The sequence below is a fragment of the Citrobacter sp. HN-141 genome (assembly GCF_033341895.1).
In the GTDB taxonomy this organism is placed as follows: Bacteria; Pseudomonadota; Gammaproteobacteria; order Enterobacterales; family Enterobacteriaceae; genus Citrobacter.
This window is the reverse complement of sequence record NZ_JAWPBF010000008.1, coordinates 149,312-166,309: the sequence shown is the minus strand read 5'-3', so window position 1 is coordinate 166,309 and position 16,998 is coordinate 149,312. Positions and strand designations below refer to the sequence as shown.

Sequence of the window (16,998 nt, the reverse complement as noted above, 5' to 3'; positions counted from 1 at the left end):
ATGAACTATCGTATTATTCCGGTCACTGCATTCGCCCAGAACTGCTCGCTAATCTGGTGTGAGCAGACGCGTCTGGCCGCACTGGTCGATCCCGGCGGTGATGCCGAGAAAATCAAACAGGAAGTCGATGCCAGCGGTCTGACGCTCATGCAGATCCTGCTTACTCATGGTCATCTCGACCATGTTGGTGCGGCGGCAGAACTGGCACAGCATTACGGTGTACCGGTTATTGGGCCGGAAAAAGAAGATGAGTTCTGGCTGCAGGGGCTGCCTGCACAAAGCCGTATGTTTGGCCTGGGTGATTGTGAGCCGCTAACGCCCGATCGCTGGTTAAACGAAGGCGATCGGATTAGCGTCGGCAACGTAACCTTACAGGTGTTGCATTGCCCGGGTCACACGCCTGGGCATGTCGTCTTCTTTGATGAACAATCAAAGTTACTGATTTCCGGCGACGTGATTTTCAAAGGTGGCGTAGGGCGCAGTGATTTCCCGCGTGGGGATCACAGCCAATTGATTGAGGCTATCAAACGTAAACTCTTACCGCTAGGTGATGACGTGACGTTTATTCCGGGTCACGGACCACTCTCTACGCTGGGTTACGAGCGGCAGCATAATCCGTTCCTGCAGGATGAAATGCCGGTTTGGTAACACGACAGATAAATAAAAAGGCCGCGATGCGGCCTTTTTTGTGTGTGCGATAGATTACAGAACAGCGACAATCGCTTCGCATAACGGCGCCATATTGTCTGGCGTCATTCCTGCTACGTTCACGCGTCCGGAAGCAACAGCATAAACACCAAACTCTTCACGCAGACGCAGAACTTGTTCTTTCGTCAGGCCGCTGAATGAGAACATACCGTTCTGTTTGATGATAAAGCTAAAATCGCGGTTTGCCCCTTTCTCCTGCAACGTATTGACGAATAGCAGACGCATGCGCTGAATGCGTTGGCGCATGTCAGTCAGTTCCTGTTCCCAGATAGCACGTAGCGCATCGTTGCTCAGAATTGTCGCGACAACTGAGGCACCGTGTGCCGGTGGGTTGGAGTAGTTCGCACGAATGACCGATTTCATCTGGCTAAAGGCACGGTCAACGGTTTCTGCATCGGCAGCGACCAGCGTACAGGCGCCTACACGTTCATTGTACAGACCAAAGTTTTTGGAATAGGAGCTGGCGACAATCAGCTCTTTATGCAGTGCGGCGAATGCGCGCAGACCTTCTGCATCTTCTTCCAGACCACGAGCAAAGCCCTGGTAGGCGAAGTCGAACAGTGGTAACCACCCTTTTTCGACGGACAGCTGAGCCAACGTTTGCCATTGCTCCAGCGTTGGATCAATGCCGGTCGGATTATGGCAGCAGCCGTGGAATAGTACGACGTCGCCAGCTTGTGCTTCAGCCAGGCTTGCCAGCAGCGCATCAAAGTCCAGTGAATGGTTTGCCGCATCGTAATAGCTATATTCACGCACTTCCAGACCAGCAGAATTAAATACGCTCTTATGGTTCGGCCAGCTTGGGTTGCTGACCCACACGCGTTTTGTGCTGGTGTTTTTTGCCAGGAAATCAGCGGCCACACGCAGGGCACCCGTACCACCAGGGGTCTGTGCTGTACGCGCGCGCTTGTCATTAATCAGTGCACTTTCTTTACCAAACAGTAATTCCTGAGTGCAGCGACCAAACTCTGGAATACCGTCAATGCCAAGATAGTTTTTGGTGGTTTCATTTTCCAGGATATATTGCTCGGCTTTTTTAACGCTGGTCAATACCGGCGTTTTGCCTGTCTCATCTTTATATACACCGATTCCGAGGTTTATTTTCCCCGGGCGGTCATCGGCACGAAACAAATCAGCCAGGCCCAAAATGGGGTCGGCAGGAGCGGCGGTAATGTTCTCAAACATGACGAGGTTCCATTGTGGTTACAGAAGGGAAGTCCGCTATCAGGTTAACGGTAGATTTACAAAATGCCAACCGTTAGTGACGAAAAGCAGGGGTGTTTTTTGAAGACGCAAGAATCCGCTGGCGGATATAAAAAAACAGGACCGAAGTCCTGTTTTTTAGGCATTTAGCAAAGAGGTCTGCTATTAGAACTGGTAAACGATACCCACTGCAACGGTGTCGTCAGAGCCTACGCCCAGTTTGTTGTCAGAATCGATCTGGTTGATGATGTAATCAACATAGGTGGACATGTTTTTGTTGAAGTAGTAAGTCGCGCCCACTTCGAAGTAGTTCACCAGATCTACGTCACCGATACCTTCGATATCCTTACCTTTAGATTTGGTATAGGCGATGGACGGACGCAGACCGAAGTCGAACTGGTACTGAGCAACTAACAGTACGTCTTCAGTTTTGTTCGCATAACCGTTAGAGATACGGGTTGCGTTACGGGTTTCGCTGTAGTTCGCTGCCAGGTAGATGTTGTTAGCATCGTATTTCACGCCGGTAGCCCACTGCTCAGCTTTGTCGCCATGGCCGCGCAGAAGCGGGTTTTGCTGGGCATCGGTACGGTCAGCCGCGCCGTATGCACCGACGATACCGAAGCCTTCGAATTCGTAGCTTACAGAACCGCCAACGCCGTCACCGTTAGAGCGACGAACGTCATCACGCTCGTTTTTACCCAGGTACTGAACAGCGAAGTTCAGGCCTTCAACCAGACCGAAGAAGTTGGAGTTACGGTAAGTCGCGAGGCCACCGTTACGCTGAGAGAAGAACTGGTCGGAAGCCGCAGTATCGCCACCGAATTCTGGCAGCATATCGGTGTAACCCAGTGCATCGTATACGACGCCGTAGTTACGACCGTAATCGAAGGAACCTGCGTCACCGAATTTCAGACCGGCAAACGCCAGACGGGTTTTGTTCCCTTTCTGAGAGTCGTCACCGCCTTCGGAGTTATTGCCGCTGAACTGGTATTCCCACTGGCCGTAACCGGTCAGTTGGTCGTTAATCTGAGTTTCCCCTTTGAAACCAAGACGGGCGTATGTCTGATCGCCATTAGGTGCGTAAGCGTTGTCACCGTTGTGCTTGGAAAAATAGTGCAGACCTACAGCTTTACCGTAGATGTCTACTTTATTGCCATCTTTGTTATAAACTTCTGCAGCGTTAGCTGCCCCGGCTACCAGCAGAGCAGGGATAACCACTGCCAGAATATTGCGCTTCATCATTATTTATTACCCTCATCGGTTTTTATATGACACCTGCCACTGCCGCCAATAAATTCCGTCAATAAAAATTTACGGAACTATTGATGAGAGTTTGGTGTCTTTATGTGTCTGCAGGCATCTTTCCATTCAAACTACCGTTTCGCTACTCTCAAAGTGCTACAAATATAAAGATTTGGTTTCAAAAAGAAAAAATGTGTAACTAAATGTTATTTTTATGCAACTTTGTGAACGACTTCAAATTTCAGCTGTCCCTGCGATTGAATTTTGCTCAACATTATCTATTTATATGATTTTCTTATACTTAATTTTGCTAACGACGTTTTTATCTAACCCTGCTTAAAATAACCATTTTTACAAATGCTTATTTTGGACGTCCAGAATGCCGTGCGAATGGGTAATAAATGCTCTATTTGATCATGAAGTGCTAATCCACAATAAAAATAGTGATTATTTTTTGTTCTAAAATGTTGCAGTGAAACATCACGTAACAGGAAGGGGGAATTTGCGGGTTGAGTTTAGTGCGGGATGCGATTCCATCTAAGGCGAAAAAAGCAGCAATGCGCTGAACGTAAAAAGGCCAGCAGTGCTGGCCTTTAAGATTAAAACGACAACGTTAGAAGCTGGCGTTACGCGGTGTACGCGGGAACGGAATAACGTCGCGGACGTTCTGTACGCCGGTGACATAAGCAATCAGGCGCTCAAAGCCCAAACCGAAACCGGAATGCGGAACGGTACCGTAGCGACGCAGATCGCGATACCACCAGTAATCTTCTTTGTTCAGACCCATCTCCAGCATACGGGCATCCAGCACGTCCAGACGCTCTTCACGCTGAGAACCACCGATGATTTCACCGATTCCCGGTGCCAGCACGTCCATTGCCGCAACGGTTTTACCGTCGTCGTTAAGGCGCATATAAAACGCCTTAATATCTTTCGGATAGTTTTTAACCACCACCGGCGCTTTAAAGTGTTCTTCGGCAAGATAGCGTTCATGCTCAGAAGACAGATCGACACCCCAGTAAACCGGGTTTTCGAACTGTTTGCCGCATTTTTCCAGAATGCTTACCGCATCGGTGTAATCCACCTGCGCGAAGTCAGCGTCAATGAAACGTTCCAGGCGTGATACCGCGTCTTTGTCGACACGTTCGGCGAAGAACTTCATATCATCCGCACGTTCTTCCAGTACGGCCTTGAACGCGTATTTCAGCATCGCTTCAGCCAGACCTGCAACATCGTTCAGATCGGCAAAAGCGACTTCCGGCTCAAGCATCCAAAACTCTGCCAGGTGACGGCTGGTGTTGGAGTTTTCCGCACGGAAAGTCGGTCCAAATGTATAAATTTTGGACAGTGCACAGGCATAGGTTTCGCCGTTCAACTGACCGGAAACTGTCAGGAAGGCTTCTTTACCAAAGAAGTCTTTATCGAAATCGACTTTACCCTGATCGTTGCGTGGCAGGTTTTCCAGATCCAGCGTTGACACGCGGAACATTTCACCGGCACCTTCGGTATCGGAAGCGGTGATCAGCGGGGTGGAGACCCAAAAGAAACCCTGCTCATGGAAGAAGCGATGCAGCGCTTGCGCCAGCGTATGGCGTACTCGCGCAACCGCGCCAATCATATTGGTACGCGGACGCATGTGTGCGACTTCACGCAGGTACTCAATACTGTGACGCTTCGCAGCCATGGGATAGGTATCAGGATCTTCAACCCAGCCGGTAACTTCAACTTCCGTTGCCTGAATTTCAAAGCTCTGTCCTTGTCCTGGTGACGCAACGACTTTACCCGTTACGATAACCGAACAACCCGTCGTCAGGCGTAATACGTCCTGATTGTAATTGGGCAGAGAATTATTGATGACGGCCTGTACAGGATCAAAGCAGGAACCGTCATAAACGGCGAGGAAGGAGATGCCAGCTTTTGAATCTCGGCGGGTACGCACCCATCCGCGCACGGTGACTTCACTGTCAACGGCTACGCGGCCCTGGAGTACGTCGGCTACAGGCACAACGCTCATAATATTCTCTCTGTTAATAGTCGGATATATAAACACATGTCCACCCGTAATGGGGGGATACCTATGTTACCTGGCATCTGCAATCAGACAAGCAGAATTCGTAGCTGGAGTGAAAGATTTCGGAAATAAACGTGAAAAGGGAGCCAAAGTGGCTCCCTGGGAAGGCTAGCTGGCTTTTTTAATATGCGGAAGATCGAAGGCTTTACGCAGCGCACGAACAAATGCTTTATCGTGGCAAATGGTTTTACCTGGACTATCTGACAACTTGGCTACCGGCTTACCGTTACATTCGACCAGCTTGATAACGATATTCAGCGGCTTAACTTGTGGGATATTACACGTCAGGCGTGTCCCGATACCAAAGCTCAGCTGTACGCGAGAAGAGAAGTGGCGATAGAGTTCAATCGCTTTATTCAGATCGAGGTTATCTGAGAACACCAGCGTTTTGCTTTGCGGGTCAATGCCCAGTTTTTCATAATGGGATATGGCTTTCTCACCCCATTCAACCGGATCGCCAGAGTCGTGGCGCAAGCCCTGATAGCGGGTTGCAAACTCAACGCCAAAGTCGCGCAAAAACGCGTCCATGGTGATGCAATCGGTCAGAGCGATGCCGAGCTGGTCGGGATATTCGTTCAGCCAGGCGGCCAGGGCAACGCGCTGACTGGTCGCAAGCTCAGGGCTGATTTGCTGGTGTGCCTGGAACCATTCATGCGCCTGGGTTCCCATTGGCGTTAATGACAGGCGACGGGCCAGATCGTAGTTGCTGGTGCCAACAAACCACGGTTCCTGCTGCAGACGCTGAACAATAGCTTGCTGCACTTCGCGTGAAAAACGACGACGCGTGCCGAAATCCATCAGATGGAAGCGGGACATATCGACATCTTTCGTTAATGTAGTGAATTCTGCTAACTTGTTTTCCAGCTCAGCCAGTGCCTGCGGCACGCCAGATTCTGGTGAACGGTAACGGTGCACCAGTTCGCTAATTACCGCCAGCAGTGGGACTTCCCACATGATGACTTCACGCCATGGACCGGTTAAGCGGATATTCAGCTTACCGTTGTCATTGGTGACGCGAACCTGTTCCGGGTTGTAGCGGAAATCACGTAACCAGGTGAGGTAATCAGCTTTAAAGAAAGGCAGGCCGGAGAGCCACTGGTACTCGTCCTCCTGAAGTCGCAGGTGCTGCATAGCGTTAACCTGCTCACGAATAGTGTCGGCATAAATACCGAGCAGGTCATCGCCACGGCAACGAAATTCAGCCGCTACTTGTACATCATAGTAGTGGTGAAAAACGGCTTGCTGCATATGCAACTTATAAGCGTCTGTATCCAGCAGCGAGTGCAGAACAGGAGAAGCGAATTGTGTCATAGGTGCGCAGTAGCATCCTCTCGCGGGAGCGTTTAGTACAATAAACAACTAAGAAAACCGCTGGAGTATACCCTGTTTAGCGATTTATTGAACCCCGATCACACCATAAGCTGTCTTTCTGGTCGAGTGCATTTCGTGCCGCGTGTTATTAAAATGTAGCAAAAAGGGTGTTTGTGCCTGAAAAGATGAACATTCTGCGTAGCGCGATTTACGCAACAGGAATAGACTGAAGCCGAGACTCTACAAAAGATGCTAAAGGTTTTTTATGACACAACAGCCACAAGCCAAATACCGTCACGACTATCGTGCACCGGATTACCAGATTACTGATATTGACTTGACCTTTGACCTGGATGCTGAAAAAACCGTGGTCACCGCAGTGAGCCAGGCTGTCCGTCATGGTGCGTCTGATGCTCCTCTTCGCCTGAATGGTGAAGATCTGACCCTGGTGTCAATCCACGTGAACGATGAACCGTGGACAGAGTATAAAGAAGAAGAGGGTGCTCTGGTCATCAGCCACCTGCCGGAACGTTTTACGCTGCGTATCGTTAATGAAATCAGCCCAGCGGCTAACACCGCACTGGAAGGGCTGTATCAGTCCGGCGATGCGCTCTGTACGCAGTGCGAAGCGGAAGGGTTTCGCCATATTACCTGGTATCTCGACAGGCCGGACGTGCTGGCGCGTTTTACCACCAAAATTATTGCCGACAAAACCCGGTATCCGTTCCTGCTTTCCAACGGTAACCGTGTTGCGCAGGGCGAACTGGAAAACGGTCGCCACTGGGTGCAGTGGCAGGATCCATTCCCGAAACCGTGCTATCTGTTCGCACTGGTCGCCGGTGATTTCGACGTGCTGAGCGATACCTTTACGACCCGCTCCGGGCGTGAAGTTGCGCTGGAATTATATGTAGACCGCGGCAACCTGGACCGTGCGCCATGGGCAATGACGTCGCTGAAAAATTCCATGAAATGGGATGAAGAGCGTTTTGGTCTGGAGTATGACCTCGATATCTACATGATCGTCGCCGTGGACTTCTTTAATATGGGGGCGATGGAAAATAAAGGTCTGAACATCTTTAACTCCAAATACGTGCTGGCGCGTACTGATACTGCCACCGACAAAGACTATCTCGATATTGAGCGCGTTATCGGCCACGAATATTTCCATAACTGGACCGGCAACCGCGTCACCTGCCGTGACTGGTTTCAGTTAAGCCTGAAAGAAGGGTTAACCGTATTCCGCGATCAGGAATTTAGCTCCGATCTTGGCTCTCGTGCGGTAAACCGTATTAGCAACGTGCGTACCATGCGCGGCTTGCAGTTTGCTGAAGACGCCAGCCCGATGGCGCATCCAATTCGCCCGGATATGGTCATTGAAATGAACAACTTCTACACCCTGACCGTGTACGAAAAGGGCGCTGAAGTGATTCGTATGATCCACACCCTGCTCGGTGAGACTAACTTCCAGAAAGGGATGCAGCTGTACTTTGAACGTCACGATGGTAGCGCCGCGACCTGTGATGATTTCGTGCAGGCGATGGAAGATGCGTCGAACGTTGACCTTTCACATTTCCGCCGCTGGTACAGCCAGTCCGGTACGCCGATTTTGACCGTGCGAGATGACTACAATCCAGCGACGGAACAGTACACGCTGACTATCAGCCAGCGTACGCCAGCCACGCCGGATCAGGCTGAAAAGCAGCCCTTGCATATTCCTTTTGCCCTTGAGTTGTATGACAACGAAGGCAAAGTGATCCCGCTACAAAAAGGCGGTCACCCGGTGAATTCCGTACTCAACGTGACCCAGGCAGAGCAGACGTTTGTTTTCGATAACGTTTATTTCCAGCCGGTTCCGGCACTGCTGTGTGAGTTCTCTGCGCCGGTGAAACTGGAATATAAATGGAGCGATCAGCAGCTGACCTTCCTGATGCGTCATGCCCGCAATGATTTCTCTCGTTGGGATGCGGCTCAGAGCCTGTTGGCGACCTATATTAAGCTGAATGTTGCCCGACATCAGCAGGGGCAGCCGCTGTCACTGCCGGTACACGTTGCTGACGCCTTCCGGGCGATTCTGCTCGATGAGAAAATCGATCCGGCACTGGCGGCAGAGATCCTGACGCTGCCTTCCGTCAACGAGATTGCTGAGCTGTTTGAGATTATCGATCCAGTGGCGATCGCCGAGGTACGTGAAGCGTTAACCCGCACGCTGGCGGCTGAACTGGCAGATGAATTCCTGGCGATTTATAACGCCAATCATCTCGATGAGTATCGCGTTGAGCATGCTGATATTGGCAAACGTACGCTGCGCAATGCCTGCCTGCGCTTCCTGGCTTTTGGGGAAATCCAACTGGCAGACGCCCTGGTGAGCAAGCAGTACCGTGAAGCGAACAATATGACCGATGCGCTGGCAGCGCTGTCTGCGGCGGTCGCCGCACAGTTGCCGTGTCGTGACGCGCTGATGCAGGAATACGACGACAAATGGCATCATGACGGTCTGGTGATGGATAAATGGTTTATCCTGCAATCTACCAGCCCGGCAGATAACGTATTGGAGACGGTACGCGGCCTGTTGAAGCATCGCTCCTTCAGTATGAGCAACCCGAACCGCATTCGTTCGCTGATTGGTGCCTTTGCGGGTAGCAACCCGGCGGCATTCCATGCGGAAGATGGTAGTGGCTATCAGTTCCTGGTCGACATGTTGACCGAACTGAACAGCCGAAATCCTCAGGTGGCATCTCGTTTGATTGAGCCGCTGATTCGCCTGAAACGCTATGATGCAAAACGTCAGGCGAAGATGCGGGCAGCGCTGGAACAGCTGAAAGGTCTGGAAAATCTCTCCGGCGATCTGTTCGAGAAAATTACCAAAGCGTTAGCCTGAGACGTTGACCTGTAGTGTTGTAGGCCGGATAAGGCGGTAACGCCGTCATCCGGCAAAATGCCCGGTGGCGCTCATGCTTACCGGGCCTACAACGTCCTGAATGTTTATCCATGCAGTCGGATTGACTGTTCTGCCTCGCCACGCTGCATCACCCGATTCAACACTTCTGCTTCCAGTTCTGCCAGACGCGCCGAACCAATCCGACGCGGGCGGGCAATATCCACCGTTAAATCCAGCCCGATTTTTCCGTCCTCAATCAGCAAAACGCGATCGGCCATTGCCACCGCTTCACTCACGTCATGGGTGACCAGCAGCACGGTAAAGCCGTGCTCTTGCCACAAAGAGACAATCAGCTCCTGCATTTCAAGGCGGGTTAAGGCATCCAGCGCGCCGAGGGGTTCATCCAGCAGAAGCAGACCGGGGCGATGAATTAATGCCCGCGCCAGGGAGACGCGCTGTTTTTGTCCGCCAGAAAGCGCTGCGGGCCACTCCTGAGCACGATTCTCCAGCCCAACTGCGGCCAGCGCATCTCGGGCTGCGTTGCGCCAGTGACCTTTCAGACCCAGGCCCACATTATCGATAACCGTCTTCCATGGCAGTAAACGCGCATCCTGAAACATCATTCGCGTATCATCCTGAATATCTGCCAATGGGGTGGTTCCGGCAAGTAATGCGCCTGAGGTGGGAGACTCCAGTCCTGCCAGCAGACGCAGTAACGTGCTTTTACCCCCGCCACTGCGACCAACCACTGCAACAAACTGTCCGGCTGGAATATGCAAATCTAACTGATTGAGCACCGTATTGGCGGCGTATTGTTTCGTCACGGCGCTCAGCAACAGCGGCGTGCCCTGGTTCAAGCGTGCGGTATTCATACGGTAGCCTCCTTCACATGGTAAGCCGGGTTCCAGCACAGCCAGACCCGCTCCAGCAATTGGGCGCTGACGTCGGCAAGTTTGCCGAGTAGGGCGTAGAGAATAATAGCCACCACGACCACATCGGTTTGCAGAAATTCGCGGGCGTTCATCGCCAGATAGCCAATACCGGCATTGGCTGAAATGGTTTCCGCCACAATCAGCGTCAGCCACATCAGTCCAAGAGCAAAACGCACCCCAACCATAATCGAGGGCAGGGCACCGGGGAGGATCACATGTATAAACAGTGAAAAACCAGATAACCCATAGCTGCGCGCCATCTCAACCAACCCGCGGTCGATATTACGTATCCCGTGCCAGGTGTTGATGTAAATCGGGAACAGCGTGCCCAACGCAACGAGAAAGATCTTGGCGGATTCATCAATGCCGAACCATAAAATCACCAGCGGGATCAGCGCCAGATGCGGTACGTTACGCAGCATCTGCACCGACGTATCCAGCAGGCGTTCTCCCCAACGTGAAAGGCCGCTAATCAGTCCCAGCGTCAGGCCAATCGATCCACCAATGGAAAATCCGACCAGCGCACGCCAGGCGCTGATCGCCAGATGCTGCCAAAGCTCGCCGCTGGCGGAAAGCGTCCAGAAGGCTTCAATAACACCCTCCGGTGAGGGCAGGATGCGGGTGGAGAGCCAGCCCATTGTGGATGCGAACTGCCAGACCACCACCAGACCCAGCGGTAAAAACCAGGGCGCGAGGCGCAATAACCACCTGTTTTTCGGTGTTGCCATTAGCCAGCTCCTTAGCTTTGTGCGGCTTTACGCGGGATAAATTCGTTCGCCACCGCTTCGCCTTGCTGATGCAGGTGCTGCGGCTGTGGAATTTCGGGTATCGCGACATCCAGATGTGGGAACAGCAGCTCGCCAACCTTGTATGCCTCTTCCAGATGCGGATACCCGGACAACACAAAGCTGTCGATTCCCAGCGCGGCATACTCGTTAATACGCGCCGCGACCGTAGGCCCATCTCCGACCAGCGCGGTACCTGCGCCACCGCGCACCAGTCCGACGCCTGCCCACAGGTTCGGGCTGATTTCCAGTTTGTCGCGTTTACCGTTGTGCAGTGCAGCCATTCGCTGCTGGCCAATCGAGTCCGTTCTTGAGAAAGCGGCCTGGGCTTTGGCAATGGTGTCGTCATCCAGATGGGCTATCAGGCGATCCGCTGCCTGCCACGCCTCTTGTGTTGTTTCCCGCACGATCACATGTAGACGAATACCAAAGCGGATCTTGCGACCGAGCGCCGCCGCTTTAGCCCGTACCTGTTCAATTTTCGCTTTCACTTGTTCAGGCGGCTCGCCCCAGGTCAGATAGAGATCAACCTGCTCGGCAGCAAGGTCTTGTGCGACATCGGACGAGCCACCGAAATAAAGCGGTGGCCGGGGTTGTTGCACGGGAGGGAAAAACAGCTTCGCGCCGCGGACATGAATATGTTTGCCGTTGAAATCCACGGTTTCACCTTGCAGTAGGCGCCGCCAGACCTGAGTAAATTCCGCAGAGGCTTCATAGCGCTCGGTGTGATCGAGAAATACGCCGTCACCCGCCAGCTCCTGTGGATCGCTACCGGTCACCAGGTTAAATAACGCCCGACCGTTAGAGAGTCTGTCGAGCGTGGCGGCCTGGCGTGCGGCAACCGTCGGCGAGGTGACGCTTGGACGTAGCGCGACCAGAAACTTTAATCGCTGGGTGACCGGGATCATCGAGGCAGCAACCAGCCAGGCATCTTCGCAGGAGCGACCGGTTGGGATGAGAACGCCGGTAAATCCCAGACGATCGGCCGTTTGCGCGATTTGTTGCAGATAGCCGTGATCGACCGGGCGTGAACCTTCCTCCGTCCCCAGATAATGACCGTCGCCGTGGGTGGGTAAAAACCAGAACATGTTCAGACTCATAATTTTTCTCCAGCCTGCTGAGTGGGTTGCCAGATACGCTGGCGAATATCGATTTTTTTCGGCAGCAACCGGTTGTCATAAAACAGATCGGCGGTTTGTTGCTGTAGCGCAGCAACAGAGGCGCTGACGGGGGTAATGGTGGTTGGCGGGCGGTGATCCAGATAAGAGGCAATTACCGGCTCGGGCAGGCCCATGGTTTTAGCCAGCAGGGTGATGCTTGGTTGGCGCTGGCTGAGGGTTAACGCATCGGCTTGGCTAAAGGTATCCAGCACGCCAAGAACAAATGCGCCATTTTTTTCGGCATAAGGACGTGCGGCGAGATAAAACGAACCGGTCTGTTTGAGGTCTGAACCGTCTTTGAGCACGCGTACATCACCTTGTAGTAACGCGGCGGAGTAGTAGGGGTCCCAGATAGCCCACGCATCAACGTTTCCTTGCTGGAAGGCCGCTCGCGCATCGGCGGGGGTCAGATACGTCGGTTGAATATCGGTAAATTTCAGCCCAGCCTGTTGCAGTGCACGGAGCAGTAAATTGTGGGCGCTGGAACCTTTCTGGAAGGCGACTTTATGTCCTTTAAGCTGTGCGACACTTTGGATCGGGCTATTTTTCGACACCAGAATCACTTCGGCTTGCGGTTTGGGTGGCTCGACGCCCACATAAACCAGATCTGCCCCCGCGGCCTGGGCGAAAATTGGCGGGATATCACCCGTACTGCCGAGATCAATACTGCCGATATTGAGCGCTTCCAGCATTTGTGGCCCGGCCGGGAACTCAACCCACGAGATTTTAGTTTGCGGGTAGCGTTTCTCCAGCAACTGATGGCTTTTTGCCAACACCATGCTGACGCTCCCTTTCTGATAACCAATGCGCAGAGCATCGGGCGCAGGTTCTGCGGCATGCGCCAGCGTTGACAGTGACAGCAGCCCAGTCAGTGCGAACCACGACGTGTGACGCTTGAGCAGATTAAGCATGGGCGGCACCTCGCAGGGCATTCAATTGAGGGCGTTGAATATCGCGACGATGCAATGCCAGCCAGAACGTCTCGAGCGCGCCATCCAGGCGCAATTGCAGGTTGGGGGTGAACTGAGGTTTATGCTGATAATCAATGATCTGCGAATCATCGGCAAACACACCGTGCAGGATCTCCTGGGCCTTTAACGCACTTAGTACCGGTTTCAATGCATAATCGACTGCCAGTAAGTGTGCAACGGTCCCCCCGGTTGCCAGCGGCAACACCACTTTTCCTTCCAGTGCCCGTTCGGGGAGTAGATCGAGCAGTGTTTTCAATGCGCCAGAGTATGCGGCTTTGTAGACCGGCGTGGCGACAATCAGCCCGTCTGCATCCTGCAGTTGCTCAATAAATGTCTTCAGCGCCGGACTATCAAAACGGGCATAGATCAGATCTTCCGGGGCAAAATTGTGCAGGTTCCAGTGAAAGACTTCGATATCCTGACCGTTCAGTTTTTCTCGGGCATATTCCAGTAACGCGCTGGAGCGAGAGGGAAAGCGTGGGCTTCCCGCCAGAGTGATGACGCGCATAGTTTCAATCTCCGCTTATAACTAATTGTTTGCTTTTAATTAACATTGATAACAATTTGTGCAGTCTGGCAGAGGGGCTTTGTTTATCGAAATGATTTATACGGGATAGAAAAGTTGAAAAATAAATATACCCGTCATACTTCAAGTTGCATGTACGTTGGCTTTACTCGGCCTTTGGCCTCGCCCCTTCGGGACCAGCGCAAGCGCTGTTCAAAACGCTAATGCGTTTTGTCCTGCAACTCGAATTATTTAGGGTGTAAAAAGTAGGGGCGAGGAAAACGATTGCTATTTATTGCCGCAGGTCAATTCCCTTTTTGCTCGCGATCGCACATAATACGCCCCCGGTTTGCACACCGGGAATCCAGGAGAGTTCATGTACTACCCCTTCGTTCGTAAAGCCCTTTTTCAGCTCGACCCTGAGCGCGCTCATGAATTGACATTCCAGCAATTACGTCGCATTACCGGCACGCCGCTTGAAGCGCTTGTCCGCCAGAAAGTACCCGCAAAACCGGTTACCTGTATGGGGCTGACGTTTAAAAACCCGCTCGGTCTTGCTGCCGGACTGGATAAAGACGGGGAGTGCATTGATGCACTTGGTGCGATGGGATTCGGCTCAATTGAAATCGGTACCGTGACGCCGCGTCCGCAGCCGGGTAACGATAAACCGCGTCTGTTCCGTCTGGTCGATGCAGAAGGTTTGATCAACCGTATGGGGTTTAATAACCTGGGCGTTGATAACCTGGTGGAGAACGTCAAAAAATCGCATTTTGACGGTATCCTGGGGATTAATATTGGTAAGAATAAAGATACCCCGGTAGAGAATGGCAAAGATGACTATCTGATTTGTATGGAAAAAGTCTATGCTTATGCCGGTTATATTGCGATTAATATCTCTTCACCAAATACTCCAGGGCTGCGTACGCTACAATACGGCGAGGCGCTGGATGATCTGCTGACGGCTATTAAAAATAAGCAAAACGATCTCCAGGCGATCCACCATAAATATGTGCCGGTGGCGGTAAAGATCGCGCCGGATCTTTCTGTGGAAGAACTGATCCAGGTTGCTGACAGTTTAGTTCGTCATAATATTGATGGCGTAATTGCAACCAACACTACTCTCGATCGTTCTCTCGTTCAGGGAATGAAAAATTGCGATCAAATGGGTGGCCTGAGCGGTCGACCATTGCAATTAAAAAGTACAGAAATTATTCGTCAGTTGTCTCAGGAATTAAAAGGGCAGTTGCCAATTATTGGTGTTGGCGGGATCGACTCGGTGATTGCCGCACGGGAAAAAATGGCTGCCGGTGCAACCCTCGTGCAGATTTATTCGGGATTTATTTTTAAAGGTCCGCCGTTGATTAAAGAAATCGTCAGCAATATCTGATCTATGCCTTAATCCGACAACCAGGGCTTTATTTCTAGCCCTGGTTGTTTTATATTCCTTTACTGTTGCTTATTTAAACATTCTGAGCTTTTATTATTAGGGCAATAAACGAAGCGGCAAAAGGATCGTGTCGTAATGGCGATGATTAAGGAAAGGAGAGAAACTGATGCGAATTAAACCCGACGATAACTGGCGCTGGTATTATGATGAAGAGCACGATCGAATGATGCTCGATTTAGCCAATGGCATGTTATTCCGCTCGCGTTTTGCGCGCAAAATGCTCACGCCTGATGCATTTTCTCCGTCTGGTTTTTGTGTCGATGACGCTGCGCTTTATTTCTCCTTCGAAGAAAAATGCCGTTACCTGGATTTAGCTAAAGAACAAAAAGCGGAACTGGTGCTAAATGCGCTGGTGGCGATTCGGTATCTTAAACCGCAAATGCCAAAAAGCTGGCACTTTGTTGCGCACGGCGTGAACTGGTCGCCAGTGGTCGGTGACGCTGCCTGTGTTTATTTGAGCGATACTGAAGAACAGGTAAATCTGTTAGTGGTAGAGCCGGGTGAAAATGCCGCACTGTGTTTGCTTGCACAGCCGGGCGTGGTCATTGCCGGTCGCACCATGCAACTTGGCGATGCGATTAAAATCATGAATGACAGACTGAAACCGCAGGCAATTGTCGACAGTTTCAGCCTTGAGCAGGCGGTCTAACTTTCCAGCCTGATTGCCGTTTTGGGTACACAACTGCAGCAAAGAATCGTTCCGTCATCGCCAATCGCTGATTTTTTCAGTGGGTTGACTTCGCCTTCTACCAGCCGAATCCGGCAGCAGCCGCAAATTCCCGCACGACAAGAGTAGGGAACACGGATCCCCTGGTTTTCCAGCTGTTCCAACAATACCTGCTGATTATTTCCGCGAAACGTTTGACCCTGCCAGTCAATTATCACGGTTGCATCGGGTTGTTGCTGCAAAGCGGTATCATCAGATTCCGCCGCGCCGTACAGCCGGGCGGGTCCGGTTGCCAGTATTTCTACTTCATCACCCACACGAATTACGCCGCTATTACGGGCGATAAGATTCTGGCCGAAATCGACATCACCGTTGTCTGGCGCTGTACGGAAGGTTTGCAGCGTCGCCAGCGGCTCGCCGGATGGATGTTTCTGGCCTTTCTCTGGGCTGACGGTAGTGAAAATACAGCGACTACAGGGTTTAGCCACGTCAAAGATAACGTCGCCGATGCGTATCACTTTCCAGGTATCTTCTTCCCAGGCGCTGGCACCTGTAACTACCAGGTTGGGGCGAAACTGTTCCATTCTGATGCTGGCCGGGCAGCGTTGCTGCAGATCGCGCAGAGAGGCCTCGTTCGTCAGGAGATAGGGAAAACCATCGGCAAAAGATAACGGCACGCCATCGTGGCGCTTTACCCGGCGCGTCAACTGCGGGCCAACCCAACGCAACTGCACATCACGGGAAAAAAAACCGCTGATCCAGCGATTGATATCCGCTGGCGCGACCCGTGCGGTAAAATGGTTTCCCCACACTTCTGTAGGTGCATCCTGCGTGGAGAAGTCGGCAAAGCGCACTAACGCACTGCTGCCGTCTGGCGCGGTAAGGTGTAGGCCGTCATGGAATGGCGACGGGGTAAAACGGACCATTTGCGGGAACTGTCGGGCGGTGATGAACGTTCCGTCAGGTTCAGTGATCATAAATATGCGATCAAAGGCAAGGCCGCTGATATCTGCCAGGGCGTGCGTTAGCCCAATGCCGCGCATTGATTTAACCGGATGGATAAAAAGTCGGGTTAACGTGACCACTGTACAGCCCCTCGAATGAAAATAAGCCTTCAA

General features: G+C 52.0%; 14 protein-coding genes. 4 read left to right on the top strand and 10 right to left on the bottom strand.

The window, feature by feature from the left end:
- Nucleotides 1-648 carry an MBL fold metallo-hydrolase gene (locus RYZ59_RS11990; protein ID WP_318047972.1) on the top strand — a complete coding sequence of 216 codons (648 nt, stop codon included), beginning with the start codon at nucleotides 1-3 and terminating at the stop codon, nucleotides 646-648.
- A gap of 54 nt (nucleotides 649-702) precedes the next feature.
- On the opposite strand, the gene aspC is transcribed toward RYZ59_RS11990, so the two are convergent.
- From aspC to pncB, 4 genes are all read right to left on the bottom strand, one after another.
- The gene (gene aspC, locus RYZ59_RS11985) at nucleotides 703-1,893 is read right to left on the bottom strand and encodes an aspartate transaminase (protein WP_318047973.1); all 1,191 of its coding nucleotides are present in this window, start codon (nucleotides 1,891-1,893) and stop codon (nucleotides 703-705) included.
- A gap of 183 nt (nucleotides 1,894-2,076) precedes the next feature.
- Nucleotides 2,077-3,153 carry a porin OmpF gene (gene ompF, locus RYZ59_RS11980; RefSeq protein ID WP_318047974.1) on the bottom strand — a complete coding sequence of 359 codons (1,077 nt, stop codon included), beginning with the start codon at nucleotides 3,151-3,153 and terminating at the stop codon, nucleotides 2,077-2,079.
- A 613-nt stretch (nucleotides 3,154-3,766) separates the two neighbouring features.
- On the bottom strand, nucleotides 3,767-5,167 hold the full coding sequence (gene asnS / locus RYZ59_RS11975) for an asparagine--tRNA ligase (RefSeq protein ID WP_202039013.1): 1,401 nt from the start codon (nucleotides 5,165-5,167) through the stop codon (nucleotides 3,767-3,769).
- Nucleotides 5,168-5,332: 165 nt separating this feature from the next.
- Nucleotides 5,333-6,535, bottom strand: coding sequence for a nicotinate phosphoribosyltransferase (pncB, locus tag RYZ59_RS11970; RefSeq protein ID WP_318047975.1), 1,203 nt, complete (start codon nucleotides 6,533-6,535; stop codon nucleotides 5,333-5,335).
- Nucleotides 6,536-6,800: 265 nt separating this feature from the next.
- On the opposite strand from pncB, the gene pepN reads away from it, so the two are divergent.
- Nucleotides 6,801-9,413 carry an aminopeptidase N gene (pepN, locus tag RYZ59_RS11965; RefSeq protein ID WP_318047976.1) on the top strand — a complete coding sequence of 871 codons (2,613 nt, stop codon included), beginning with the start codon at nucleotides 6,801-6,803 and terminating at the stop codon, nucleotides 9,411-9,413.
- A gap of 104 nt (nucleotides 9,414-9,517) precedes the next feature.
- Here pepN and ssuB read toward each other — a convergent pair whose 3' ends face one another.
- Genes ssuB through ssuE form a run of 5 tightly spaced genes read right to left on the bottom strand, consistent with a single transcriptional unit; the run spans nucleotide 9,518 to nucleotide 13,769 of the window.
- The gene (ssuB, locus tag RYZ59_RS11960) at nucleotides 9,518-10,285 is read right to left on the bottom strand and encodes an aliphatic sulfonates ABC transporter ATP-binding protein (protein ID WP_318047977.1); all 768 of its coding nucleotides are present in this window, start codon (nucleotides 10,283-10,285) and stop codon (nucleotides 9,518-9,520) included.
- Nucleotides 10,282-11,073, bottom strand: coding sequence for an aliphatic sulfonate ABC transporter permease SsuC (gene ssuC / locus RYZ59_RS11955; protein WP_318047978.1), 792 nt, complete (start codon nucleotides 11,071-11,073; stop codon nucleotides 10,282-10,284). The genes ssuB and ssuC overlap by 4 nt, the downstream gene beginning before the upstream one ends.
- 11 nt (nucleotides 11,074-11,084) lie before the next feature.
- A complete protein-coding gene (gene ssuD, locus RYZ59_RS11950) occupies nucleotides 11,085-12,230 on the bottom strand; it encodes an FMNH2-dependent alkanesulfonate monooxygenase (protein ID WP_318047979.1) in 1,146 nt (381 codons plus the stop codon).
- A complete protein-coding gene (locus RYZ59_RS11945; RefSeq protein ID WP_202039008.1) occupies nucleotides 12,227-13,201 on the bottom strand; it encodes a sulfonate ABC transporter substrate-binding protein in 975 nt (324 codons plus the stop codon). The genes ssuD and RYZ59_RS11945 overlap by 4 nt, the downstream gene beginning before the upstream one ends.
- On the bottom strand, nucleotides 13,194-13,769 hold the full coding sequence (ssuE, locus tag RYZ59_RS11940) for an NADPH-dependent FMN reductase (RefSeq protein WP_318047980.1): 576 nt from the start codon (nucleotides 13,767-13,769) through the stop codon (nucleotides 13,194-13,196). The genes RYZ59_RS11945 and ssuE overlap by 8 nt, the downstream gene beginning before the upstream one ends.
- Nucleotides 13,770-14,142: 373 nt before the next feature.
- Here ssuE and pyrD point away from each other — a divergent pair, with 373 nt between their 5' ends.
- Together pyrD and zapC are read left to right on the top strand one after the other, a co-directional pair.
- Nucleotides 14,143-15,153 (top strand): quinone-dependent dihydroorotate dehydrogenase, encoded by a 1,011-nt coding sequence (pyrD, locus tag RYZ59_RS11935; protein ID WP_137382842.1) that lies wholly within the window; start codon nucleotides 14,143-14,145, stop codon nucleotides 15,151-15,153.
- A gap of 166 nt (nucleotides 15,154-15,319) precedes the next feature.
- Nucleotides 15,320-15,862 carry a cell division protein ZapC gene (zapC, locus tag RYZ59_RS11930; protein ID WP_137382843.1) on the top strand — a complete coding sequence of 181 codons (543 nt, stop codon included), beginning with the start codon at nucleotides 15,320-15,322 and terminating at the stop codon, nucleotides 15,860-15,862.
- Here the strand turns inward: zapC and RYZ59_RS11925 are convergent.
- Nucleotides 15,859-16,965, bottom strand: coding sequence for a YcbX family protein (locus RYZ59_RS11925; protein ID WP_318047981.1), 1,107 nt, complete (start codon nucleotides 16,963-16,965; stop codon nucleotides 15,859-15,861). The genes zapC and RYZ59_RS11925 overlap by 4 nt on opposite strands.
- Nucleotides 16,966-16,998: the final 33 nt, after the last annotated feature.